The sequence below is a fragment of the Dactylosporangium sp. NPDC049525 genome (genome assembly GCF_040676755.1).
GTDB lineage: Bacteria > Actinomycetota > Actinomycetes > Mycobacteriales > Micromonosporaceae > Dactylosporangium.
On sequence record NZ_JBFAPO010000001.1, the window covers coordinates 58,496 to 82,878 of the forward strand.

The 24,383-nt window shown below is 72.4% G+C and carries 23 protein-coding genes; 9 read left to right on the top strand and 14 right to left on the bottom strand.

Annotated elements, in window-relative coordinates; genetic code table 11:
- The first annotated feature begins 198 nt into the window (after positions 1–198).
- The 4 genes from AB0K00_RS00215 to AB0K00_RS00230 all read left to right on the top strand — a co-directional run bounded on the left by AB0K00_RS00215 (position 199) and on the right by AB0K00_RS00230 (position 1,528).
- Positions 199–462 (top strand): hypothetical protein, encoded by a 264-nt coding sequence (locus AB0K00_RS00215; RefSeq protein WP_363512823.1) that lies wholly within the window; start codon positions 199–201, stop codon positions 460–462.
- A 45-nt stretch (positions 463–507) separates the two neighbouring features.
- Positions 508–864, top strand: coding sequence for an ATP-binding protein (locus tag AB0K00_RS00220; RefSeq protein ID WP_363512826.1), 357 nt, complete (start codon positions 508–510; stop codon positions 862–864).
- Positions 861–1,172 (top strand): STAS domain-containing protein, encoded by a 312-nt coding sequence (locus AB0K00_RS00225; protein WP_363512829.1) that lies wholly within the window; start codon positions 861–863, stop codon positions 1,170–1,172. Before AB0K00_RS00220 ends, AB0K00_RS00225 begins: the two co-directional genes overlap by 4 nt.
- Before the next feature lie 80 nt (positions 1,173–1,252).
- Positions 1,253–1,528: a hypothetical protein gene (locus AB0K00_RS00230; protein ID WP_363512832.1), complete on the top strand. Its 276-nt coding sequence runs from the start codon at positions 1,253–1,255 to the stop codon at positions 1,526–1,528.
- Positions 1,529–1,686: 158 nt separating this feature from the next.
- Here the strand turns inward: AB0K00_RS00230 and AB0K00_RS00235 are convergent, their stop codons facing one another.
- Positions 1,687–1,890, bottom strand: coding sequence for a cold-shock protein (locus AB0K00_RS00235; protein ID WP_033363591.1), 204 nt, complete (start codon positions 1,888–1,890; stop codon positions 1,687–1,689).
- Between the two features lie 518 nt (positions 1,891–2,408).
- Between AB0K00_RS00235 and AB0K00_RS00240 the strand changes: the two genes are divergently transcribed.
- Positions 2,409–3,269 carry an RNA polymerase sigma factor SigF gene (locus AB0K00_RS00240; RefSeq protein WP_363512835.1) on the top strand — a complete coding sequence of 287 codons (861 nt, stop codon included), beginning with the start codon at positions 2,409–2,411 and terminating at the stop codon, positions 3,267–3,269.
- Between the two features lie 338 nt (positions 3,270–3,607).
- On the opposite strand, the gene AB0K00_RS00245 is transcribed toward AB0K00_RS00240, so the two are convergent.
- Positions 3,608–4,681 (bottom strand): LCP family protein, encoded by a 1,074-nt coding sequence (locus AB0K00_RS00245; RefSeq protein WP_363512838.1) that lies wholly within the window; start codon positions 4,679–4,681, stop codon positions 3,608–3,610.
- 237 nt (positions 4,682–4,918) lie between these two features.
- Between AB0K00_RS00245 and AB0K00_RS00250 the strand changes: the two genes are divergently transcribed.
- The 3 genes from AB0K00_RS00250 to AB0K00_RS00260 are packed head-to-tail and all read left to right on the top strand — an operon-like array spanning position 4,919 to position 9,346.
- Entirely contained in the window at positions 4,919–6,844 is a 1,926-nt protein-coding gene (locus AB0K00_RS00250) for a hypothetical protein (RefSeq protein ID WP_363512841.1), read from the top strand.
- 25 nt (positions 6,845–6,869) lie between these two features.
- On the top strand, positions 6,870–7,835 hold the full coding sequence (locus tag AB0K00_RS00255; protein ID WP_363512844.1) for a glycosyltransferase family 2 protein: 966 nt from the start codon (positions 6,870–6,872) through the stop codon (positions 7,833–7,835).
- On the top strand, positions 7,832–9,346 hold the full coding sequence (locus AB0K00_RS00260) for an O-antigen ligase family protein (protein WP_363512847.1): 1,515 nt from the start codon (positions 7,832–7,834) through the stop codon (positions 9,344–9,346). The genes AB0K00_RS00255 and AB0K00_RS00260 overlap by 4 nt, the downstream gene beginning before the upstream one ends.
- 25 nt (positions 9,347–9,371) lie before the next feature.
- Here the strand turns inward: AB0K00_RS00260 and AB0K00_RS00265 are convergent, their stop codons facing one another.
- From AB0K00_RS00265 to AB0K00_RS00315, 11 genes are all read right to left on the bottom strand, one after another.
- Positions 9,372–11,234 (bottom strand): hypothetical protein, encoded by a 1,863-nt coding sequence (locus tag AB0K00_RS00265; protein ID WP_363512850.1) that lies wholly within the window; start codon positions 11,232–11,234, stop codon positions 9,372–9,374.
- Between the two features lie 46 nt (positions 11,235–11,280).
- Positions 11,281–12,543: a nucleotide sugar dehydrogenase gene (locus AB0K00_RS00270; RefSeq protein WP_363512853.1), complete on the bottom strand. Its 1,263-nt coding sequence runs from the start codon at positions 12,541–12,543 to the stop codon at positions 11,281–11,283.
- A 92-nt stretch (positions 12,544–12,635) separates the two neighbouring features.
- Positions 12,636–13,394 (bottom strand): hypothetical protein, encoded by a 759-nt coding sequence (locus tag AB0K00_RS00275; RefSeq protein ID WP_363512856.1) that lies wholly within the window; start codon positions 13,392–13,394, stop codon positions 12,636–12,638.
- A gap of 46 nt (positions 13,395–13,440) precedes the next feature.
- Positions 13,441–15,258, bottom strand: a complete 1,818-nt coding sequence (locus tag AB0K00_RS00280; RefSeq protein WP_363512859.1) for a DUF4012 domain-containing protein — start codon at positions 15,256–15,258, stop codon at positions 13,441–13,443.
- The gene (locus AB0K00_RS00285; RefSeq protein WP_363512862.1) at positions 15,239–16,459 is read right to left on the bottom strand and encodes a glycosyltransferase; all 1,221 of its coding nucleotides are present in this window, start codon (positions 16,457–16,459) and stop codon (positions 15,239–15,241) included. Before AB0K00_RS00285 ends, AB0K00_RS00280 begins: the two co-directional genes overlap by 20 nt.
- Positions 16,444–17,631 (bottom strand): hypothetical protein, encoded by a 1,188-nt coding sequence (locus tag AB0K00_RS00290; protein WP_363512865.1) that lies wholly within the window; start codon positions 17,629–17,631, stop codon positions 16,444–16,446. Before AB0K00_RS00290 ends, AB0K00_RS00285 begins: the two co-directional genes overlap by 16 nt.
- Positions 17,621–18,910: a lipopolysaccharide biosynthesis protein gene (locus AB0K00_RS00295; RefSeq protein WP_363512868.1), complete on the bottom strand. Its 1,290-nt coding sequence runs from the start codon at positions 18,908–18,910 to the stop codon at positions 17,621–17,623. Before AB0K00_RS00295 ends, AB0K00_RS00290 begins: the two co-directional genes overlap by 11 nt.
- Entirely contained in the window at positions 18,907–20,061 is a 1,155-nt protein-coding gene (locus AB0K00_RS00300; RefSeq protein ID WP_363512871.1) for a glycosyltransferase, read from the bottom strand. Before AB0K00_RS00300 ends, AB0K00_RS00295 begins: the two co-directional genes overlap by 4 nt.
- Positions 20,062–20,069: 8 nt before the next feature.
- Positions 20,070–20,693, bottom strand: a complete 624-nt coding sequence (locus AB0K00_RS00305) for an acetyltransferase (RefSeq protein ID WP_363512874.1) — start codon at positions 20,691–20,693, stop codon at positions 20,070–20,072.
- On the bottom strand, positions 20,690–21,331 hold the full coding sequence (locus tag AB0K00_RS00310) for a sugar transferase (RefSeq protein ID WP_363512877.1): 642 nt from the start codon (positions 21,329–21,331) through the stop codon (positions 20,690–20,692). The genes AB0K00_RS00305 and AB0K00_RS00310 overlap by 4 nt, the downstream gene beginning before the upstream one ends.
- Positions 21,328–22,437, bottom strand: a complete 1,110-nt coding sequence (locus AB0K00_RS00315) for an aminotransferase class I/II-fold pyridoxal phosphate-dependent enzyme (RefSeq protein ID WP_363512880.1) — start codon at positions 22,435–22,437, stop codon at positions 21,328–21,330. The genes AB0K00_RS00310 and AB0K00_RS00315 overlap by 4 nt, the downstream gene beginning before the upstream one ends.
- 45 nt (positions 22,438–22,482) lie before the next feature.
- On the opposite strand from AB0K00_RS00315, the gene AB0K00_RS00320 reads away from it, so the two are divergent.
- Positions 22,483–22,992, top strand: coding sequence for a low molecular weight phosphatase family protein (locus tag AB0K00_RS00320; protein WP_363512883.1), 510 nt, complete (start codon positions 22,483–22,485; stop codon positions 22,990–22,992).
- Here the strand turns inward: AB0K00_RS00320 and AB0K00_RS00325 are convergent.
- Positions 22,952–24,373, bottom strand: a complete 1,422-nt coding sequence (locus AB0K00_RS00325) for a polysaccharide biosynthesis tyrosine autokinase (protein ID WP_363512886.1) — start codon at positions 24,371–24,373, stop codon at positions 22,952–22,954. The genes AB0K00_RS00320 and AB0K00_RS00325 overlap by 41 nt on opposite strands.
- Positions 24,374–24,383: the final 10 nt, after the last annotated feature.

A 24,383-nucleotide genomic window follows, 5' to 3' on the forward strand; every position in this document is an offset into this window, starting at 1 on the left:
GTTTGAGAAAGGTGGTCCCCGGGCGACAGACTGCCGACTTCCGCGGGACTGGCTTGACCGTAGCTCGTCCAGCCGTCCAGGGCAAGTATCTGTCCGTAGTCGACACGCTACCTTCCGGCAACCACACGGCGGACCAAGCCGCACCATCCCGAAGGAACTCTGATTGGTGTCAGGAAGCACACCAACCCGGGGGTTGACATGAACAGCACGTTCGACACGGTCCGCGCCGAGGCACTCTTCGCCTCCGCCCTGCAGGCCTCGCAGGCGCCGTCGGCGGTGCAGGTCCGCGCCGCGGTCACCGCCACGCTGCGCCGCTTCGGCATCAAGGGCTGCGCCGGCCGGGTCGCCGGCGAGTTCGGCGAATACCCGGAGACGGCCGCGGCCCGCATGAACTGGGCGCTCGGCATGATCAACGCCGCCTACCAGGAGCTCGCCAGCCGCGAGTTCGCATACGCGGGCTGACCTGCAAAGCGTTTCCGATCTCCGGTACGCGGTAAGACAGCAGGTGTGGACCTGCGCCTGACCGTCGACCTGCCGCGCGATCTCGATCGCATGAACACTCTCCGGCACGTCTTGGACGGCGCACTCGCCGGCCTCGGCGTCGACGAGCAGAAACGCACCGACATCGGCCTGATCGTCTCGGAGACGTGGGCCAACGTGATCACCCACATACGGGTGGGCGTCGCCTTCCAGGTCCGCGCTACCGTCGATGAGAAGGCGTGCGTGATCGAAGTCACGTCGCCGCCGGACTTCCCTGACGCGCTTCTTCCCTCGGAACCGTCCCTCCAGGTCGTCTCGACCCTTGCCGACACGATCGACGTCGGTGGCGACGGCCTCCTGCTGAGGGTGGTGAAGCACCTGTGACCGCATTCGCCGCGATGGCCTCCCCCTCCGCCGACGGCACGGTCACCGTGACCGCGACCGGCGAGCTCGACATGACGAGCGCCCCCACCCTCATCGAGTCGCTGCGCGACGCCATCCGTGCGTACGCGCCCTCACGGGTCGATCTCGACCTCTCCGGCGTGCCCTTCATGGACTCGACCGGCATCCAGGTGCTCGTCGCCGCACAGGCCGACGTGGCCGGCGACCTGCGCATCACCGGCACCAGCCCGGCCGTGCACCGGCTGCTGCAACTCACCGGCCTGCTCGAAACGTTCGGGCTAACCGTTTAGCAACCAAACAGTCATCACCTCGGCACCCGGCCAGGAGTTAGCTAGACCTCAGCAGGGAGCAGCGAGCAGGAGGTCACACCATGGAGTCAACATTCGAGGCGGTCCGCGCCGAAGCACTCTTCGCCTCCACGTTGCAGATGTCGCAAGGCGCGGCGGACGCCGACGTGCGCGCCGCGGTGACCACCACCCTGCGGAGGATGGGCGTGCAGGGCTGCGTCGCGAGGGTCGCCACCGAGTTCGGCGATCACCCGGAGACCGCGTCGACCCGGATGAACTGGGCGCTGCGGATGATCCGGCACGCCTACGCCCAGTCGTGCACGCCCGAGGTCTTCGCCCGCCCGGCCGCACTGGCCTGACCCCTGCTCCGCCAGCCGACCACCCGCGGCGCCGCCCGCCTGACGCTCTGCCGGCCTCCCTGACGCGAGAACCGCAAAGCCCCCGCCGGAAACTCCGGACGGGGGCTTGCATACTCCTTCGGCCGTGAAGCGGGTCTCGGCCTACGACTAAGGGTGTGTCAGACCGGACGGATGTTGTCGGCCTGAGGCCCCTTCTGGCCCTGAGTGATCTCGAACTCGACCTTCTGACCCTCGGTCAGCTCGCGGTAGCCGGTGGCCTGGATCGCCGAGTAGTGCGCGAACACATCGGGACCACCGTTGTCCTGCGAGATGAAGCCGTAGCCCTTCTCCGAGTTGAACCACTTCACCGTGCCTGATGCCACGTGTAACTCCTTAGCGACGACACCCCGATCCGCACCTCACGGATCAATGTTGAATCAGGTGCACGCCACGGGTGAGACGGTAGCCTGCGCGCTGCGAAAACGCAGCCCCGGTATCGGCATACGGACCCGATCGACTACCGAATCGAAATGCACAACCATTCCTTGCGCATACCCAGCGTATCGAGGCGCAACACAGTCAGTGATAGAGCGCGGTGCTTCAACCTCGTGGGAGCGCTCATCTCGCATTTGGCGCATCGCTCTAGTACAGTCGGCCTCGGTCACCTCGTCCGAACGGACGATTTCGGGCTTCCGTCCAGCAGCGGCGGACCGGCCCTCCGGTTGACCTCGCAGGTCTTGCACCGGCACTCAAACAACGGGTGTCGAGAGCGATTCCCGACCGGCGCCAGCTTCAGTGCGCGCAGCGCCCGCCTGGCACGGTGACGTAACCCCTTCCGCACGGCTCTCCAACCCGTGCCGTCACCGCCGTTCCGGTCAACGCACCAGAAGGGTCATTCCCAATGACGATCTCTGTCTCCGCCTCCGCTCCGGCCTCCGCCGACATCACCCGCGCCATCGCCAGGAGCCACGAGACCCCGACCGAGAACAGCAGCACCAGGGCCAACGACGCGCAGGCCAAGGCCCTGTTGTCCCTGCTCGGCGACCTGCCCGCGGGCGCCGACCGGGACCGCGTCCGGGGGCGGCTCATCGAGCTGTACATCCCCCTCGCCGAGTACCTCGCCCGGCGCTTCCGCAACCGCGGTGAGCAGTTCGACGACCTCGTCCAGGTCGCCAACCTCGGCCTCATCAAGTCCGTCGACGGCTATGACCCGACCCGCGGCGCCGCGTTCACCAGCTACGCCATCCCGATGATCGTCGGCGAGCTCAAGCGGCACTTCCGCGACAAGGGCTGGGACGTCCGCGTGCCCCGCCGCCTGCAGGAACTCCGCCTGGAGATCTCGAAGGTCTCCGGCGACCTCGCCCAGGACCTCGGCCGCTCCCCGACTGTCGCCGACCTCGCCACCCGCCTCGGTGTCAGCGAGGAAGAGATCATCGAGGGTCTCGACTGCGGCCAGGCATACCGGGCCCTCTCGCTGGACGCTCCCGCCGGCGACAGCGCCGAGCCGGGCGCGACCGGCCTGGGTGACCTGCTCGGCGGCGAGGACCCCGACATGGCCAACGTCGAGAACCGCGAGTCGCTGCGCCCGATCCTGGCCAAGCTGCCCGAGCGCGAGCAGAAGATCATCGCGATGCGCTTCCACGGCAACCTGACCCAGTCGCAGATCGCCGCACAGCTCGGCATCTCCCAGATGCACGTGTCCCGGCTCCTCGCGGGTGCATTGCGCACCCTGCGGGAGGAGCTCATCACCATCGTCGAGTAGTCCCCGCCGTACGCATTGCCGACAGCCCGAAGGAATGGCGAGCCGCCCCTTCGGGCTGTCGCGCATCCCGCCACTCGCAACGGCAGCGGCACAGACGGTGGTCAATGCACCATGTGCCCGATTCGCCGGATCAACGTCGTGTGTCCGGACTCGCGCAACTCACGCAACGCAGTGTCGGGACTCGCGCGACTCACGCAACGCAATGTCCGGACTCGCGCGGCTCACGCAACGCAGCGGATTACCGGTCGCCGGGCAACAAAGACCCACCGGGTTGTGAGAGAGCCGAGACCCGCGGCCGCCAAAGTTGCGCCGCACGCTTTCAGCGGCAGGGCGACGGGTCAGCTGCTGGAGCTGACGATGCTCGGGTTGGAGGCGACGAACGCCGGCACCGTCTTCGTCCGCACCGCGCTCAACAGGTCCAGGGTGGTCTGGTCGAGCGCCTCGGCGCCGGGGTTCTCCGGGGACGCGTGGAAGCCGCCGTCGTTGGTCTTGAGCGTCAGCATGCGGTCGCCGTCGATGCCGCGCATCGCGAAGATCCAGTCGTCCAGCCCGATCTTGCCGGTGTCGATGGTCATGGCGCGGCCGATCACCTCGAGGACCTTGTTGAGGGTGCCGGGGTTGCCGATGACCTCCTTGCTGGCGATCTTCTTCAGCAGGGCCTTGATGAACTGCTGCTGGTGCCGCTGGCGGTCGTAGTCGCTCTTGGGCAGGGTCTCGCGCTGGCGGACGAAGTCCAGCGCCTCCCAGGCGGCCAGGTGCTGCTGGCCCACCTCATACACCTTGGGGGTGACGCCCTTGATCGGGATCAGGATGGTGCCGCCGTTGGGATCGTCCCGCTGCTCGAAGGGGACCTTCGTGTTGCCCTTGGCGTCGTGGCCGATGTGGACCGAGACGGTGCGCTGGTCGACATACATGTCGACGCCACCGAGGACCCGCACGACGTCCTGGAAGCCGACGAAGTCGACGATCGCGGCCGCGTCGAAGGTGATGCCCCAGTTCTGCTTGATGGTGGCGGCGAGCAGCGTGGTGCCGTGCTTACGCTGGTCCTTGCCGGTGAGGCCGTAGCCACCCTCGGCGAACGCGCCGTTGATCTTGCCCTTGCCGCCGCCATAGGTGCGCTTGCCGTTGTTGTACTTCGGGATGCCGACCCAGGTGTCGCGCGGGATCGAGATCAGGAAGGCCATGTCGTGGCTGGCCGGGATGTGCAGGATCAGGATGGAGTCGGAGCGGATCGCCTCGGTGGGGTCCTGGTTGGGCCGCGGGTCGATGCCGATCAGCAGGATGTTCTTCGCGCCGTTGACCGAGGCGTGCTGGCCGCCGTCGGCCGGGAGCAGGTCTTCCTTGTTGACGCTGCGGGTCGCGTAGCCGAAGACGACGTCCTTCAGCACGAATGTCGTGCCGGCACTGATCATCAGGAGCGCACCCGCGATCACAAGGATCCGGGCCCACAGTGGATCCCGCCGGCCGCGACCCTTTCGTCGCGCCACGCCCTTCGCCAACTCCCCGCCACTCCCCGTATTCGGCAATCACCTTCCGTCATGAAGGCCGGCCCCGGAAGCCTTCTGCACCGTACCTGGACAACGCGATATCGTCACGTCCCGGCGGCGACGTTGCATCGCCGGTGGCCCCGATGAATACGGAGCGTGTTGGTGATCCGGAAAACGGCGGTGGCACTCGCCCTGGCCTGGCTGGTCCCGTTGGCGACCCATCCGCTGCGGTTGGACTTCGTCCTGCCGCTGCTGGTCCTCGCGGGCACCGTGGCCATCCAGCGGGGCGCAGTCTCGCTGGTCGACCGGGTTGTCGTGGCGGCCGCCCAGCTGTTCGGCGCGGCCTGCGTCTTCGGGCTCGCGATCACGCTGTGGCCCGGCCACCTGCACCCGACGCTCATCGCCGGCACCGCGTTCACGGTGCTGGTCCTGGTCGCCACCGCCACCAAGCGCATGCCCGAAATGCCGAAGATGCGCAAAGACGCACTTCTTGCGCTCGCCGTCGGTGGCGTGTCGGTGGTGGCCCTCGTGCCGTACGCCGTCCGCGACCTCGGCGGCCGGCTCGGCCTCCCCCTGGCCGGCGAGGACATCGCCCGGCACTACCTGCTGTTCGACGTCATCGGCCGGACCGGCGGCTACCTGTTCATGCGGCCGGAGTCGCTGCGCCCGTTTGTGCCGGACGCCGAACTCACCGGCATCGCCAACTATCCCCAGGGCCTGCACTTCAGCTACGCGGTGCTGGACCGGTTCGTGCGCTCGTCGGGGCACAACGCCGCTCCCGCGACCGCCGTCGACGTGATGGTGTGGCTGCTCGTCGGCACCTACCTGCTGCTCGCGCTCGCGATCCTGTGGGCGGCCCGCCGTATCGCCGGGCCGGGCGCCACCACCACCCGCCTGCTGCCGGTGCTCGGGCTGGTCGGCGCCTGGCTGGTCCTCGGCGACCCGGTGACCGTGCTGTCCCGCGGCTACCCCAACGAGCTCGCCGGCCTCGCCTGCGCCGCGGTCCTGACCGCGCTGGTGGCCCGCCCGCTGACCCGCCTCGGCGAGCAGACGGCGACGGTCGCGCTGCTGCTGGTCGGCGTCTCGTTCACCTACGCGCTGTTCCTGCCCTACGCCGGGATCGTCGCCGCGCTGTGGGCCGTCCGGGCCCGGCTGTGGCGGCGCTGGTGGGCGTGGGTCTGCGCGGTGGCCGTCGGCGCCCTCGCCGCGATCGGCCCGCTGACCGCCGCGCAGGCCTCCAGCGGCGGCCAGCTGCTGCTCAACGGCACCGCCAGGGTCGTGGACCGGCCCGCGACCGCACTGCTCGTGGCCCTCGCTGCGGCGGGGGTACTGCTGAGCAACGGCCGACGGGCGCCGCGGCTGCGAGCAGCCGGGTTCGCCCTCGCGACGGCCGGCGTCATGGCAGTGGGTCTCGGGGCCTACCAGATCGCCACCCTCGGCCGGCCCGTCTACTACTTCGACAAGCTGCTGCACCTGCTGATCGTGGTCGCGCTGTGCACGCTGGGCGGGCTGGCCAGGTTCCAGTTGCGCCGGACCGCCGTCGTGGCGGTGCCGGTGGCGCTGTTCATGCTGGTCGCCGGCGGCGAGTGGCACACGACGCCGGTCGCGCCCGGGGTGAAGCTCGCGCTCGGCAAGGACCGTGGCTCCCCGGAGGCGGCCCGTGACGCGCTGCTGATCGCCAGGATGTTCCCCGACGGCGGCGGCGCGGTGAACGTCGACCTCATGGGCAGCCCGTGGCGCAACTGGTCGGCGACGCTGGGTGCCGCCGCCCTGCAGGGCCAGTACCGGCAGTTCCCCGGCTGGTCCGGCCTGCTGTACCCGGGCGGCAAGGGCGGCACCATGGCCGACCTGGATCGTTTGGTGGCAAACAGTCCGGTGACCGTGCGCTTCTTCCTGCACGACCCGGCGGCCAGCCTGCTCGTTGTGGATACGGATCACCCGAGCCGCCCCGGAGTGCAGCCCGGCCAGCCGCTGCCGGTAGCCTTCGGTGATCCGGCTGCACCGTCGAACATCGAAGCCGCGCGCCTGCTCGCTGCGAAGTATCCGACAAAAGTGCAGCTCGTGTACGCTACGCCAGCGAACCCTTAAGGATCGCCGAGACGGATTGGTCATCGTGCAAACACCCGTGGTGAGCGTCGTCATCCCGACGCGCAACCGGCCCGAGCTCGTGGTGCGGGCCGTGCGTAGTGCACTGGCTTCGACGCTGCAGGAGATCGAGGTCGTCGTCATCATTGACGGCCCCGACGCCGCGACGGTTGCAGCCCTCGGGGAGATCGGCGACGAGCGGGTCCGCTGGATCGAGCGCGAGACGTCCGGCGGCGCGCCGGCCGCGCGCAACCACGGGGTCGACGCCGCCGCCGCCGAGTGGGTCGCGTTTCTCGACGACGACGACGAGTGGCTGCCGGTGAAGCTGGAGACCCAGCTGGCCCGGGCCAAGGCGTCCGGGGTGCCGCTGCCGATCGTGGGCAGCCGCCTCTACATGCGCACCCCGCGGGCCGAGCTGATCATGCCGCGCCGGGTGCCGGCGCCCGGCGAGCCGATCAGCGAATACCTGGCCGTGCGGCACGGGCTGTTCCACGGCGACGGGTTCATCCAGACCTCCACGATCATGGCGCCGACGGCGCTGCTACGGAAGGTGCCCTTCGCCGACGGCCTGCGCCGCCTGCAGGAGCTCGACTGGACGCTGCGCAGCCTCCAGGAGGAGGGCGTCGACCTGATCTACGCCGAGGAGCCCCTGGTCATCTGGTATGCCGACGAGAACCGGCCCCGGATCAGCTTCGACGCGCCGTGGAAGCAGTCGCTGGACTGGCTGCGCGAGACCCGCCCGCGGGTGACGCCGCGCGCTTACGCCGCGCTCGCGATGAGCGTCGTGGGCTCGATGGCTGCCGCGAGCCGCAGCCCGAGGGTCTTCTTCGACCTGCTCGGCGAGGCCCGCCGGCACGGCAAGCCCAGCGTGACGGACTATGTGACGTTCCTGCAGGTGTGGCTGGTCCCGGCGGGTCCCCGGCGGGTGGTGCGCGACTTCTTCCTGAGCCGCAGGCGCAAGGGCAAGAAGCAGCTGCAGGCCAGCGCCCGGTGACCCGGCGCACCGCGACCACCGCGGGCGTGGTCGCCGCGGTGATCCTGGCGGTCCTCGCGGCCGTCCTGGAGCACGGCCGGACCGGCAGCCTCAGCGAGTCGGCGGAGGCGTTCGCGGGTGCGCTCATCGCGCTCGGCGTCGTCGGGCTGGCGGTGAGCCTGCGCGGCAGCACGCTGCAGGGTGCGGTCCTCGGCGGGCTGTTCACCCTCGCCGGCATCCTCACCTGGACCTCGACCCAGCGCCCGATCGTCATCTGGGCGGTGCTGGGCGTCGAGGTCGTCGTCTTCGCCGTGTGGGGGCGGCCGTGGCTGCGCAACCTGCGGGAGCTGCCGGCGCTCGGCGGCGCCTGGCTCGGCCTGTCCTACTGGGTGTTCGGCGTGCTCGGCGCGCTGTTCGTGCTGCGCTCCGGCCATCTCACCGTGGCCGCGCAGCGCCTGGCCTACCTCGGCGTGTTCACCCTCGCGGTCCTGGCCGTGGTCGCGGTCACCAGTAAGGACCGGCGCAGGGATCTCAGCATCGGCATGGCCGCGGCGATCCTGGTCGGCATCGGCGCGCTGCTGTACTTCGGCGCCGGCAGCCTCTTCGACGAGCTCCACGCGATCCCCGACAGCGCGTCAGCGCGGGTGATGCGCAACCGGTTCTGGGGCGGGACGGGTGTGTTCTACCACCCCAACTCCCTCGCCGGCCTGGTCGTCATCGCCTCGGTGCGGGTCGGGTTCGACCGAGCGTTCGCCGCCTGGCAGCGCCTCGGCGTCGCCGTGATCGCCGCGCTGGTCATCTCGATCAGCGACTCGCGGACCGGGTTCGTGTTCGCGGCCGCCGCCGCCTGCGCCCACGCCGTCGTGGTTTTCCTGCGCCGCCGCGGCGAAGACGAGGAGCGCGGCCGGGCCCGCTGGGTCGCGGTCGCGATGCCGTTCGTGGTCCTCGCGGCGATCTTCACCATCGGCGGCGGCAGCACCTTCCTGTTCCGCGACCGGTTCACCGACGGTGGCTCCGACGTCACCAGCGGCCGCACCGACACGTGGCGGCAGGTGTGGGTCGACTGGGAGCACGCCGGCTGGGCGGAGAAGACGTTCGGCGACGCGCGCACCTCACGCGCCGTCGTGCACCGCGACAACGACGGCGCCCCCAAGGAGGGCCCGCGCCGCGACCTCAACACCGACAACGCCGCGGTCGGCGCGTTCCGCCGCGGTGGTGTGCTCGGCGCGATCGGCTTCCTGATCGGTGTCGCACTGCTGCTGTGGCACGCGCTGCGCGGCCTCTGGTACGCCGTGATCCTCCGCCGCCCGCACGTGGCGCAGCCGGCGCTGTGGTTCACGGTCGGCGCCGCCGCGGCGGTCCCGACGATCATGACCGAGGACTGGGTGATCGGCGGCACCAACGGCGCGATCTGGCTGGTGCTGCTGGCCGGTGAGGTCCGCTCCCGGCAGCGCGCCGAGCCCTCGGCGGTCGTCCCCGGCCAGAGCCCTGCCACGGAGCCGGCCACGGGCCGCCAGGACGCCACCGCATAGACGCCGCGCCACCGCACAGAGGCCGTCAGGGTCGCGGCGCCAGCGCGTAGGCCACGTCATTGCGGCGGTGCACGGTCCACGTCGGCAGCAGGTAGAACTCGCAGTCGTGCGGCGGCTTCACGCACAGCACCGCGTCCAGTTCGGCGGTGCCCGGCGGGGTCAGACCCGGCTGCAGCGACTGCAGCGAGTCGATCCGCGTGCCGGGCAGCAGGATCCACCAGGGGTACTCCCACGTGTTGTACCCCTGCACGAGCCCGACCCGCCGCGCCCCTGACGCCCGGACCTCGGCCGCCGCCCACTCGTAGTCGCGTTGCCAGCCGGGCTCACGGATGAACCGCTGGTCGAGCTGCGAGGTCGTGAAGACCGAGCCGTGCCCGACGAGGCGGCGGGGCCAGCCGTAGGCGACCGCGAACCCGCCGACGGCGACCCCGGCCGCGAGCGCGCCGGTGGTGGCCCAGGTGGCGAACCGCCGGCCGGTGAGCCCCGCGATCCACAGCCCCGCGAGCGGCGCGCCCAGCACGAGCAGGAAGACGATGAGCCGGTTGCCCCACGGCTGCCACTTCACGGTGACGACGTACGCGAGGACCGCCAGCCAGAACACGGCGGCGTAGAGCCTGGTGTCCTTGCGGAACAGCAGCAGCAGCGCGCCGATCAGGATCAGTACGCCCTGCGCGGGCAGCGACACCCGGTCCTCGTCCGGCGGCCACGACCGGTAGGGGAACTCCTCGTTCCAGTACGTGATGTCCCGCCCCTGCGGGTCCACGCCGAGGACGCCGGCCAGGCCGATGATGCCGGCGGCAACCGCGTCGTTCACCGGCCCGACCGGCGTCTGCAGCGCCGTCTCCGCGACGCGCAGCGCGTTGATCAGCACCGCCGCCGGGTCGTGCCGTTGCATGGAGATCGATTCGCGCAGGTGCGCCGGTCCGAGCGGGTTTTCGTAGGTGTCCTGGACCCGCAGCAGGTTGGGCCCGGCGAGCAGCAGCATCAGCGCGCCGACCGCGACCGCCGCCGCCACGCCGCGCCACCGGGCCAGCCGCAACTGCGCAACGGCCCAGACCGCGAGCAGCAGACCGGCGGCGAGCAGCCCGGTCGCCTTCGTCAGCAGCGTCAGCCCGGCGGCGGTGCCGATCAGCAGGGTGTCGAAGCGCCCGGAAAGGGCGCGCAGTCCGTCGAGGGCGAAGGTCGCGACGCAGGCGACCCACAGCGCGACGACGAGGTCGGTCTGGGTGCTGGTCGCCTGGAGCACCACCATCGGGGTGGTGCCGACGACGAGCGCGGTGACCAGCTGCGCCCTGGTGCCGCCGCCGAGCTGCCCGGCGATGCGGGACGCGGCGAGGACCGCGCCGACGCCGGCGGCGAGCTGGACCAGGTTGTAGGCGCCGTCGCCGCCGGTGAGCAGCCGCAGGTGCAGCAGCAGGAACTCCGCGCCCGGCGCCATCGCCAGCTGCCGGTCGATGACGGTCGGGTAGAAGCTGACGTCGCCCTGCTGGACCCAGTGCTCGATCTTCGGCAGGTGGTAGGTCTGGGAGTCGAAGTTGTTGGGCGGCGCGATGAGGGCGACGGCGAGGTCGAGCAGGAAGAGCCCGGCGAGCGCGCCGACCATCAGCCGCTCGACGGTGGCCAGCGCGGTCCACCGGGCCCGCAGGTCGAAGCGTGGACGGCGGGACGAGCGGATCGCGAACCCGCCGGTGATCAGCAGCGCGAGCACCCAGCCGGTGATGACCACGGGCCGGTCCAGCGCGTGCGCCGCCGACAGCGCCTCGACGCCGAGCGATGCGGCGCCGGCGACGAGGACCGCGGCCCGCAGCAGCGCGAGCCGGACCCCGCCGTCGCGGGGCAGGCACAGGCCCACGACGGCCAGAAACGTGAGCAGCGGCACCACGATCACCGGGCCAAGCTACCCGACGGACGTGACGCCGCCTCACATTGACGGATTACAGTCGTTCGACGGCCTCGCCGTGGCAGCGGGCCCGGGTGTCGAAGATGTACGTGGCGTGCCGCTCGACCATGTCGTAGTCGAAGTCGTCATGGTCGGTGAGCAGGACGACGGCGTCGGCGGCGGACAGTTCGGCCGGGGTCAGATCGACGACGGTCACCCCGCTGACGTTGCCGGTGTCGCGCTGTGAGGCGTGCGGCTCGACGGCGTGCACCTCGGCGCCCTGGGTGACGAGGATCTCGGCGACGGCGCGGGCCGGCGACTCGCGCAGGTCGCCGACGTTGCTCTTGTAGGCCAGGCCCAGCAGCAGGATCCGGCTGCCGTTGACCGGCTTGAACCGGGTGTTGAGCCCGGCGGCGAGGCGCTGCACGACGTAGCGGGGCATGCCCTCGTTGACGTCGTTGGCCAGCTCGATGAACCGGAAGCGCTGCCCGACCTCGCGCTTGACCTGCCACGAGAGGTAGGACGGGTCGATCGGCAGGCAGTGCCCGCCGACGCCGGGCCCGGGGTCGAATGCCATGAACCCGAACGGTTTGGTCGCGGCGGCGCCGATCGCCTCCCGCACGTCGACGCCGAGCTGGTTGGCGACGATGGCGAGCTCGTTGACCAGGGCGATGTTGATGTGCCGGAACGTGTTCTCGAAGAGCTTCGTCAGCTCCGCGGTGCGGGGCGCGGAGACCGGCACCAGGCGCTCGACGAAGCGCTGGTAGAAGCGCATCGTGGCGGCCAGGGATGCCTCGTCGATGCCGGACACGAGCTTCGGCGTGTTGTCCAGGTGCCAGGTGGGGTTGCCCGGGTCGATGCGTTCCGGGCTGTAGCCGAGGTAGAACTCGTCCGGAGCGCTGAGCCCGGACGCGTGCTCCAGCAATGGCCGCAGGACCGTCTCGGTGGTGCCCGGGTAGGTGGTGGACTCGAGGATGACCGTGCACCCGGCCCGCAGGTGCGGGGCGATCTGCAGCGCGGCCTGCTCGATGTGGCTGATGTCGGGCACGCCGTCGGTGAGCGGGGTCGGCACGGTGATCGCGCACGTGTCGAAGCCGGCGGCGTCGGCGTAGTCCTCGGTCGGGTGATACCGGCCGGTTTCCAGCGCCCAGGCGAGTTTGTCGTCCGGGACGTCCTCGACGAAGGAGATGCCGGCGCCCAGGGACTTGACCCGGTCGGTGTCGACGTCGAGCCCGATCACGTCGTCGCCCGCTTCGACCGCCCGGATGGCGAGCGGCAGGCCGACGTAGCCCTGCCCGATGATGACTGTTTTGCCCATGATCATCCTAAGGGTGGGAACACTCGACCCGCCGGCCGTGGTGAAGGCCGACGGGTCGAACGCATCTGGAGAAAGGTGGACGGCGGTGCGAGCTAGGAGACGCGGCGGCGGCGCAGGATGAAGCCGCTGCCGATCAGCGCGGTGAGGCCGAGCAGGCCGGCGACCACGTCGGCGCCGTGCGCGCCGTTCGCCGGGGTCCCGGCGGCCAGGTCACCGGCGGCCGAGGCGTCCGCGGCACTCAGGCTGGTCTCGTCGGCGGACAGCTTGAACGGGCTCCAGCCGCCGAAGAACGGGCCGTAGAAGCCGGCCGGCCGGTCGCCGCCGTCCCAGTGGTCGTCGTGGCCACGGTCGTCGCGCACGCCGTTGCCCAGCGGCGTACCGGCGAAGAAGTCGTCGCCACCGAAGCTGTAGGAGCCGCGCCAGGCGAGCACCCGCACGGTCACGGTGGCCGACTGTCCCGACTTCTTGCCGGTGACCTTGATGGTGGCGTAGCCGGGCGAGGTGAGCCGGACCTTGGCGTGGAACTTGCCGTCGTCGTCAGCGCGGCGGTCGCCGCTCACCGAGGCCGGGAACGGGCTGTCGAAGCCGCCGGATTGCCGGGTGATGCGGTACTTGACGCGGATCGAGATCGGCTCGCCGGGGAGGAACCGCTTCCCCGCGATGCGGACCGCGCCACCGGTGCTGACCGAGCCGGAGCTCACCCTGATGGCGGGTTCCGGCGCCGGATAGGCCTCTGCCGCGGCCGCAGGTCCAGCGGGTTCGGCGTGCGCGGCGGTCGGTGCTCCGAGCACTGCCGCCGCGACGAGTGCCCCCGCGAGGGCGGTCAGTGCGGATCTTGTTCGGGGTCGCATAAATTTCACCGTAGACTTCGCATCACCCCGATATGGGCATTTTTCATCATTTGCCGCATGCCTCGGCGGATTGCAACCGAAGCGTCCAGGGCCCGATGCCGGGGGTGGTCAGCAGGCGCGGCGTGAACGCGGACGCGGGCGCCGGCAGCGGCCCGGTGATGAGGTTCAGCTCGATCGTGCTGCTCCTGCCGGGCGGCAGGTCGACGGTGAAGACCGCCACGGTGCGGCCCAGTTCGAAGCCGCTGCCGTAGTCGACCGGCGCGCCGTCCTGGGTGGCGTCCACGGGCGCGCCGCCGCTCGGCAGGTACACCATGACGTTCGTGCGGATCGTGGCGTCGCCGGCCAGCCCGAGCCCCAGCACGCTGCGCGGCAGCCCTGACCGGGGCGCGCTGGAGGCGAGCTTCACGGTGAGCCGCAGGTGCCGGGACCCGTCCTCCAGGCAGTCGCCGGGCACCAGCGCGGCCTCGCGGGTCATGTAGTACCCGAGCTTGGCGCCGGTCCCGTCGTTGAGGAACACCCCGACGGTCGGCCGGTCCCCGTCCTCGGCCGGCAGCGTGCCGGCGAAGACCATGCCGGCGAGCTCGGCCTGCTCCGGCGGGTGCGCGCTCCAGGCGAGCAGCCGCCGCTCCCGCGCCGCCTGCCGCAGCGCCGGCACCAGCTTCGTGGTGGAGAACGCGGCGCCGGTCAGCTTGTCGAAGACCGCCTTCGCGGCGCCGGCGAAGAACGCGTCCTGGGATGCCTGGTCGGCGATCGTCAGGTACACCTCCGACAGCAGCCGCCGCACCGCGGTCGGCGCGGTGAGCGGAGGGCCGCCGGCGACGTCGACCGGCCCGGTCGCCTGCAGCAGGTAGGCCAGCGCGACCGGGTCGGTGGCCAGGACGCCGTCGACGGCCCGGCCGGAGCGCAGCCGGTACATCTCGCGGTACAGCGCCGCCGCGGTTGGGAAGTCGGGGGTGAGGTTCACGTCGGCGGGGAACGTGCCGAGCCTGGCGGTGTGCAGGTCCTCCTGGTCGGGGTTCAGGGGCAGCACCGGGGTCGGGAACGAGCCGATGCCGGTCGCGGCGGCGCCCTGCTCGAGGATGCTGATGACGCCCTTGTCGGCCTGGAGCACCACGTAGGCGCCCATCATGCCGCCGGTGGCCCGCACCTCGGCGAGGTTCTGGAAGAGCACCAGGTAGGTCCGCGGCCCGGCGGCGCCGAGCATCGCGGGCAGCAGCCGGGCCGCGCGGGCGACCGGCTCCAGCAGCGGCACCACCCGGCGCAGCCCGTCGTCGAGCCGCTCGACCGCGGTGCGGACCCGCGGGTCGAGGCCGCCCCGGTCCAGGGCGGCGAGGCGGTCCTGCGCCGAACGCACCAGCGCACCCGCGGCGGCGATCTTCGGCGCGGCCGCGGTGACCGCCGCCAGGCCCTGCGGATCGTGGCCGCCGGTGAACGTCGACTGCAGCCCGCCGGCCGCGTCCAGCAGCGGCGGCAGGACCCGGTTGGCGAGGTCGTCGACGATCCGGGCGACGGCGCCGACCGCGGTCAGGTCGTCGCCGGCGACCGGGGCCGAGGTGCCCAGCCCCCAGGCGAGCCCCTGCGTGTCGGCGCGGGCCTCCCCCGTCTGCCGGCGCAGGTCCGCGGTCGCGCGGCGGGCGGCGGTGAGGTCACCGGCGCGCAGCGCCTGCTCCAGGGTGCCGACCAGGGTGGCGGCGCGTTGCAGGTGCCCGGCGGCGGAGCCGGCGACGACCAGCAGCCGCAGGCCGAGCACCGTGCCGAGCACCAGCACGACGGCGACCGCGAGCACCGCCTTGCGCCGCCGGGTGCGCAGCAGCGCGCGCAGGTGCGAGCGGACACCGGTGATCTCAGTCGAGCTGTCGGGCACCGCCGACGACCTCCTTGACCTGTTCGGGCTGGGTGATGACGCGCAGGGCGCGGTAGAAGTCGGTACGGCGCCGGCCGAGGGCCTCCGCGGCGTAGCTGCGGGCGCGGGCGAGGTTGCGTTTCGACGCGGCCGCGAACGCCGCCGGGTCGGCGACCAGGGCGGTGATCGCGTAGGCGAGGGCGACCGGGTCGTCGGGCGGCACGAGGTGCGCCTGGTCGAGCAGCTCCGGGGTGCCGCCGACGCGGGTGCCGACCGCGGGCAGCGCCCTGGCCATCGCCTCGATCAGCGCCCTGGGCAGCCCTTCGGTCCGCGATGGCAGCACGAACAGGTCGGCGTCGTCCAGGAACAGCCGCACGGCCGCGCCGGGCGGGACGGCACCGGCGAACGCGACCCGCCCGCCGAGGCGCCGTTCCCGCACGAGGCGTTCGAGGTCGGGGCGGCAGCGGCCGTCGCCGAGGTGCACGAGGTGCGCCTCCAGGCCGGCCCGTACCAGCATCGGCAGCGCCTCGATGAGCGTGTCGATCCCCTTGTACGGCATCTCGAGCGAGCCGACCGACACCAGCCGGACCGCGACCTTGGGCGACGCGGCGGCCCGTGGCCGGTCGACGAATGCCGTCCCGTCGAGCTGGATGCTGGAGTACGCGGCGGTCACGGCGCCGGGCCCGGCCGGGTACCGCGACTGCAGCGCCCGCTCGGTGACGTAGGCGACGGCGACGGCGGTGCGGCACTGGAAGCGCAGCCTGGCGGTGAACCAGGCGCGCAGCAGCGGGCGCAGCGGGTGGCGCAGCGCCTCCGGCGCGAACACGTCGTGCGGGTCGCCGACGACCTCGAGCCCGAACGGCATGCCCCGGCGGCGTAGGTGCCGGTGCAGCAGCGTGCCGATCGGCGACGGCACGCGGAGCAGGGCGGCGTCGCCGGGCCGGACCGCGGCGCGGACGGCGGCCCGCACGCCACGCAGGCGCAGCAGGTACTGCAGCGGGCCGACGTAGTGCGGCACGGCGTGCACGGTGACGTGGTCGCCGTCGACGCGCTGCGCGTCCGGCGGGCGGCCCGGGCGCTCGGCGACCCTGGCGACGATGCGCACCTCGGCGAAGACCGGCAGGTACCGCTGCCAGAAGTCGTAGGCGCCGCCGGTGGTGCTCCACACCCGCCCGTCGGGGGTGCGCACGTAGCGCTGCTCACAGCTCACGACGAGACGCACTGCGGCGCCACCTCCCCATCGCTGCCGACTGGGACCCGGACCGTGACCAGGCGCAGCACGCCGTAGAAGACGAGCCCGTAGACGCAGGTCTTGAGCAGGCCGGCGCTCTCGCCGCGGAAGCCGTACATCCAGGCGACGGTGAACAGCACGCTGCCGTACGCGTAGACCGGCGCCCGGTCGATGCGGTTGATCAGCAGCCGGTGCACGGCGGTGAGCCCGGCGAACACGACAGGGATGCACCACGGCCCATAGTTCAGGTAGGCCTCGGCGGTGAGGGAGAAGCCGTAGCCGGACGCGCTGCCGGGGGCGTACCGGTCGACGAGCCACTGCGCCAGCGGCGGCTGTGCGTGGCCGGGCACCAGATTCACCACGGCGTGCCAGTAGCTGGCGCCGTGCGTGAACGGGTCGACGGCCGGCACGTGCGTCATCACCCAGGTGTCGACGAACAGCACGGAGCCCTGGTTGAGCACCTGGGTGGTGTCGGTGGGGCCGCCGCCGCGCAGGCTGAAGATCAGCGTGGCGCCGAGCAGCAGGACGAGGCCGTAGCCGGCGGGCTTGGCGAAGGAGCCACCGCGGGCCAGTTCCCGATGCAGGATGAGGCTGAACAGGACGAAGACGAAGTCGCGCTCGCCGGTCGACAGGCAGTAGGCGACGTAGACGACCAGGTTCAGCCGGAACGTGAAGCGCCCGGCGCTGCTGCCGTCGGCCATGAAGTACAGCGCGCAGGCGAACATCTCGAACAGCAGGTAGTCGTAGTGGCCGGGGCCGGCGACGCCGATCCGGTCGATCTTGGTGCCGGCGAGGAACCCGGTGCCGCCGAGGACCAGCACGGTCGTCGCGTAGAGCGACAGCGCGACGAGCACGACGGGCAGCAGCGGGAACCGGTGCGTGACCTTGGGGCCGGTGAGGTCGGCGCGCTGCCGCACCAGCAGGCCGCCGGCGAGGACCCCGGCGAAGGCGAGCAGCAGCCCGAGCGCGGCCCGGCCGATGAGCGCGGTGTTGGTGCCGAAGTAGATCGAGCCGCCGAGCAGGTAGCTGACGACCGGGCCGAAGCCGAAGAGGAAGAAGTACGCGGCGACGTAGGCGAGCACGTCGCGGGTCCCGCCCACGAGCAGCAGCACCGGGATCACCAGCCCGGCGAGCAGCACCGCGTACCACGGGTCAAAGGTCACGCCGCAGCAGCTCCCATTTCAGGCCGGCGTGCACGGCGGCGGCGGCCGCGGTGGCCCAGGCCGCGCCGGTGATGCCATAGCGGGGCACCAGCGCCAGCGCGGCGAGGGTCGCGGCGACCAGGACGGCGGCGTTGACGGCGAGCTGGCCGGTGAAGCGGCGCACCACCGACAGCGCGGCGTCGAGCACGAAGCAGGTGGCGGCGACGGCGGTGGCGACGGTGAGGACGGTGAGGGTGCCGGCGTCCCCGGCGTACTGCTCGCCGTAGACGGTCCGCAGCACGGTCGCGCCGAACAGGTCGGCGGCCCAGACGGCGAGCACGCCGGCGACGGTGACGCCGATGAGCGACTGCCGGACCAGCGCCGCGAAGCGTTCCCGGGCGCCGGCGGCGCGCAGGTCGACCAGGCGCGGCAGCAGGGTCTGCGCGACGGCGGAGACCAGCACGTTGCCGGTGAGGACCAGGTATCCGGCGGCGGCGAACGCGCCGAGGGCGGCGGCGCCGAGCCGGTCCTGCAGCGCGTAGCGGGGCACGTTGGCGGTCAGCGACGTGATCCCGGAGGCGAGGCCGAGCGGCAGCGCCGTCCAGACCAGGGCACCGGAGCCGGGCGGGCTGAAGCGGTGCGTGTGCCGCCTGGGGGTGGTGCTGCGGGCGTCGGCGTACACGACGCGGGAGGCGAGCGGGGCGCAGCAGCCCAGCCAGGCGATCAGCGAGCCCATCGCGGAGCCGGCCGCGGCCCAGGCGATGCTGCCGGTCGCGGCGAGCAGCAGCGCGGTCAGCCCGATGGTGAGCGCGCCGTTGACGAGCTGGGCGACCGCGACGGCGCGCTGGTCGTGGTGGCGCTGCAGCAGGCCGAGGTAGATGTCGCCGACGCCGTCGAACGCCTTCGCCAGGCCGACCAGGACGACGACCGCGGCGGGCAGGTCGAAGATCCACACAGCGGTGCAGATCGCGGCCATGGCGACGGCCATCCCGCCGGCGCGGACCCGCAGGTACCGCTGGAACGGGTGCTCCCGGCCGGTGTCGGTGACCAGGACGGTGCGCAGCGACAGGTTCGCCAGCAGGACGAGGGGGGCGCCGACGGCGAGCCCGAGGGCGTAGTCGCCGACCATCGACGGGGTGCCGAGCCTGGCCACGACGACGAGGACCAGCCACTGGCACAGGGCGTAGCCGGCGTTGCCCGCGACGCCCCAGCCGACGTTGCGGGCGAAGGAGGGCCGCCGGGCGTGCCGGACCGGCGGCCGGGCCGCCGATCTCGACGAGGGCTTGGCCGTGGCGGTCATCTTCGGACGACCCGTTCCAGCACGTCAGCGACCGCGGCGGCGGCCGTGTCCTGGGCGAACCGGGCCACCGTCAGCTCCCGGGCGAGCTGCCCCCGCCGGCGCAGCGCGCCGGTGCGGAACTCGTCGTGCGCCTCGTGCAGGGCAGCGACGAGCGCGTCGACGTCGTCGCGGGGCACGGTCCAGCCGGTCGACGCTTCGACGGTCTCCGGAAGGGCGCCGGCGTCGGAGACGATGCTCGGCACGCCCATCGCGCCCGCTTCGAGGGCGGCGCCGTGGTTCTCCGACAGCGACGGGCTGACGCTGATGTCGGCGGCCGCGTAGCAGTCGCGCACGTCCAGGACCGAGTCCTGCCAGTCGACGCTGCCGTCGCCGGCGACGGCGAACCTGCGCATCAGCTCCCGCTTGTGTGCCTCGCCGGCGGGGGTGAAGCCGCCGCCGAGCAGGATCAGCCGGGTCTCCGCGGCGCTGGGGGTCTCCCGGCGGAAGCGCTGCCACGCGGCGAGGAGCACGTCGTGGCCCTTGATGCCGCGGCCGCGGTGGGTGAGCCGCTTCGGCGGGTACACGTAGGCGACCATGCAGGCGGTGAACGTGCCGGCGTCGACCCCGAAGGCGTCCCGGCACGCGGCCCGGTAGGCGGGTGACGGCGGCGTGAAGTGCCCGGTGTCCACGCCGTACGGGATCGCGGTGACCCTGGTGCCGGGCATGCCGATGCGGCGGTAGAGCGTCGCGGTGTGCTCGCTGCCGCCGACGACGACCGCGTCGAGGCGGCACAGCAGCCGCTCCACCAGGCGAATCAGCGGCGACTCGAGGTACAGCGGCCCGGCCACCATGTGCACCCGCCGGGTGGGTAGCCCGAGGCTCGCGAGCCGGGTGGCGAGGGCGGAGGCGTAGAGGTGGTAGTGCAGCACGTCCGGGGCGAGGGCGCGCAGCTGGTCGCGCAGGCCGAGCAGCCCGGCGACGGTGGCCGGCACCGGGCGGAACCGGAAGTCGAAGGCGGACTGCACGACGTCGATGCCCCGGTCGTGCAGCGCCTTGCGCAGCTGCCCCTCGCTGCCGGGCGGCAGGACGGCGACCACCTCGTGGCCGCGGTCGCGCAGCTCGTCGAGGTGCGGCAGCGTCCACCGGCCGCCGTCGTCCGTCTTGATGATCATTGCGACCTTCATCGGGCCGGTACCCCCTTCACGGTCGTCTTCGGCTCGACGTCGCGGGTGACGCACGCGCCCGCGCCGACGGTGGCGCCCTCGCCGACGTGCAGGCCCTGCAGCACGCAGGCGGTGGTGCCGATGAGCACCTCGGGGCCGATCCGGCAGTCGCCGGAGATCGCGGCGAGCGGGTTGACCTGCACGAAGTCGGACAGTTCGGTGTCGTGGCCGACGGTGCAGTTCTGGTTGAGGTGCACGTGCCGGCCGATGCGCACGTTGGTGGTGACGCGGGCGCCGGCGAACGCGACGAACCCCTCGCCGACGCAGGCGTCCGGCCCGATCGTCGCGGCCGGGTGGATCAGGGTCGCGGCGGCGAGGCCGTGCAGCCGCAGCTGCTCGTCGAGGCGGGCCCGGATCCGCGGGTCGCCGATGCCGATCACGTAGCCGATCGAGGGCCGCTCGTCGCCGAGGCGCGTGCTGGGGCCGAGGAACGGCACGCCGAGCGCCGACACCCGGTCGAGGTTGCGCTGGCTGGGGCTGTCGTCGACAAAGCCGCGCACCGGCATGCCGGCGGCCCGCGCGATGGTCAGCACCTCCCGGCCGTGGCCGCCGATGCCGACGATGACCAGGCCGTTCTTCATACCTGCCGCCCTTTGCCGGCGGTGTTGCCGGCGACCTTTGCCGCGGACGCGGACGCGGCGCGGAACTCGTGGTTGGTCGCGGCGCCGGTGGCGGTGACGCCGTCGCGGCGCACGACGGTGCGGACGGTCGCGACGAGGATCCGCAGGTCCATCCGGAGCGAGCGGTGCTCGACGTAGTGCAGGTCGTGGGCGAACTTCTCCTCCCACGTGAGGGTGTTGCGGCCGAGGACCTGGGCCAGGCCGGTGATGCCGGGCAGCACGTCGTGCCGGTGCGCCTCCTGCTCGGTGTACCGCTCGAGGTAGGCGCACGGCAGTGGCCGCGGCCCGACCAGGCTCATGTCGCCGCGCAGCACGTTCCACAGCGCGGGCAGCTCGTCGAGGCTGGTGGAGCGCAGGAACCGGCCGGCGGGGGTGAGCCGCTCGGCGTCGCTGCCCGGGTCGAAGCCGGTGTGCGGGGGCGGTCGCATGGTGCGGAACTTGACGAACGTGAAGGGCTGCCCGTGCAGCCCGGTGCGTTCCTGGCGGAACAGCACGGGTGTGCCCATCGTGCAGCCGACGAAGACGGCGGTGGCCGCGATGACCGGGGCGAGCACGACGGCGGCGACCGCGGCGCCGGCGAGGTCCAGGGCGCGGTTCACAGGAACTCGTCGATCGCGTCGAAGATGCGCTGCTGCGCGGCGTCGGTCAGCTGCGAGCCGCTGGGCAGGGCCAGGCCGGTCGCGAAGAGGCGGTCGGCGGCGCCGGTCAGCCAGGTGCGGGCGGCGCGGTACACCGGCTGCTGGTGCATCGGTTTCCAGACGGGGCGGGTCTCGATGTCGTGCGCGCCGAGGTGCTCGCCGAGCGCCGCGGCGGCCCAGCCGGACTCGCGCGGGTCGACGGTGATGACGGTCAGCCAGCAGTTGGATCCGTGCTCGGATTCGCCGACGATCCGCACCCCGGCCACGCCCGCGAAGGCCTTGGCGTACCGCTCGCGCAGCTGCCGCCGCCGGGTGAGCATCCCGTCGAGGCGGGACAGCTGGGCCCGGCCGACCGCGGCGAGCAGGTTGCTGAGCCGGTAGTTGTAGCCGACGTCGGCGTGCTCGTAGTGCGGGACCGGCTGGCGGGCCTGGGTGGCGAGGTAGCGGCAGCGTTCGGCGAGCGCCGTGTCGTCGGTGACGAGCATCCCGCCGCCGGACGTGGTGATGATCTTGTTGCCGTTGAACGACAGCGCTGCGGCCCGCCCGAACGACCCCGCCGGCCGCCCGTCCCGGGTCGCGCCGAGTGCTTCGGCAGCGTCTTCCAGCAGCGGTACATCCAGCGCTTCGAGCCGTGCGTTGTCGGCGCAGGCGCCGAAGAGGTCGACCGGGACGACCGCGCCGACGTGCCGGCCGTCGCGGCGCAGGTCGGCGACCGCCCGTTCGACGAGTGCGACGTCGACGTTGCCGGTGTCCGGCTCGCAGTCGACGAAGACGGGTTCGGCGCCGGTGTAGACGACGGCGTTGGCGGTGGCCGCGAACGTCAGCGTCGGCACGACGACCGCGTGGCCCGGCCCGACGCCCATGGCGAGCAGGGCCAGGTGCAACGCGGCGGTGCCGGAGCTGACCCCGACGGCGTGCGCGGTGCCGCACCGCTGGGCGGTCTCGGCCTCGAACGCGTCGAGATCCGGTCCGACGGGCGCCACCCAACCGGAGCGTAAGGCGTTGACCAGGTAGCGCTCCTCGGTGCCCGAGATGTCCGGCGCCGACAAGTGGATGCGTGTGTTCAAAGGACCACTCCTGGAGCGGCGCTACGCGGATATCGGGGGCTTTCCATGTTGTTCGTCTGTCGGGCCAACCTGTGCCGGTCGGCCATGGCCGAGCGGCTGGCCCGGGCCGGTGGCCTGGACGCCGCGAGTGCGGGCACCCACGCGGTGCCGGGTCTGGACATGCCGCCGGAGGCGAAGGCGGTGCTGCTGGAGCTGGGCGCGGATCCGGACGGGTTCGCCAGCCGGCGCGTCGACGCCGGGATGCTGGCCGGCGCCGACCTTGTGCTGACCGCGACCCGGGCGGAGCGGGCGCACTGCGTGACCCTGGCCCCGGACGCCGCGGCGCGGACGTTCACGCTGCGGCAGTTCGGCCGGTACCTGGAGGTGTTGCCGCCCGAGCCGACGACGCTGCGGGACATCGCCCGGGTGCGGGGGCGGCTGCAGCCGGTGTCGCCGTTCGACGACGACCTGCCCGACCCGTTCGGCGGCCCGGTCGACGGGTTCCGTGGCTGTGCCGCGACGATTGCGCGCATGCTCACCCTCCTGGCCGACCGGCCGCGTCGAGATCCCGGCTGAGCGGCGCGGGCCGCGCGGTGAGCAGCGGCGCGCCGGGCCGGGCGCCGTAGTAGGCGTAGGAGTAGGCGTCGTCGCCGCCGGGCTTGGCGCCGTTGAGCACGCAGCCGAAGAGCCGGGCCGAGACCGCCTCGATCGCCAGGACGGCGGAGCGCACCTGGGTGACGGTGGTCTTGCCGGCCCGGGTGACCAGCACGGCGCCGTCGGCGCGGCTGGCCACGACCGCCGCGTCGGTGACGACGAGCAGCGGCGAGGTGTCCACGACGACGTAGTCGAAGCCCTCGCCGGCGGTGGCCAGCAGGCGGGCCATCTGCTGTGAGCCGAGCAGCTCGCTCGGGTTGGGCGGGATCGAGCCGCTGGCGAGGACCCACAGGTCGCGGTCGCCCCAGGACTGCACGGCGGTGTCCAGGTCGACCTGGCCGACGAGCACGTTGGTGAGGCCGACGGCACCCTCGAGGTCGAGGTACTCGGCGAGCTTCGGGCGCCGCACGTCGGCGTCGATCAGCAGGACCCGGTGTCCGTTCTCGGCCAGGACGATGGCGAGGTTGCAGGCGATCGTCGACTTGCCCTCGTCGGGCAGCGCGCTGGTGACGACGATGCAGCGGACCCGCCGGTCCGGGTCGACGAACTGCAGGTTGGTGCGCAGGTGGCGCATCGCCTCGCCGCGCGGTGACCAGGCGGCGTCCTCGACCAGGAGCGGCTCCTGGCGGGCCCGAGGGTCCATCGGCACGGTGGCGAGGACGGCCTTGCCGCCGGCCTGGCGCAGCGTGGCCGCGGAGCGGACGCTGCTGTCCAGGATCTCCCGCAGCACCGCGCCGGCGGCGCCGACGAGCAGGCCCATGAGCAGCGCGACCGCGAAGTTGCGGGCCGGCTGCGGCGAGACGGGGTCGGTGCCGGCGCGGGGGCCGGTCACCACGTCGACGCGGACGGTCGGGTTGTCCGCGCCCGGCGGGGTCTCCAGCACCGCGACCAGCGCGGCGAACTTGGACGCGACGGCCTCGGCGATGCGCAGGGCGCGGTCGCTGCTGGTGTCCAGCACGGTGATGTCCAGCAGCACGGTGTCGGGCACGGTCCGGGCGCTGATGCGCTGCAGGACGCCGTCGGCGTCGAGCCCGACGACGGGGTCGGATGCCACGGCCCGGGCCAGGCGGTCGCTGCGCACGAGGTTGACGTAGGACCGGGCGCGCTGCTGGGAGAACAGGCCGCCCTGGTATGCGTCGGTCACGCCGCTGCTCGGGGTGCTGACGAAGAACGTCACCGAGGCGGCATACATCGGCGCGGTGCGCGCGGTGACGAAGACCGCGGCGACCAGGGCCAGGCAGGCGGTCGTGGCCACCAGCCACCAGCGTTTCCGGACCGCGCTGACATAGTCGCGCAGCTCCATACGCCATGAC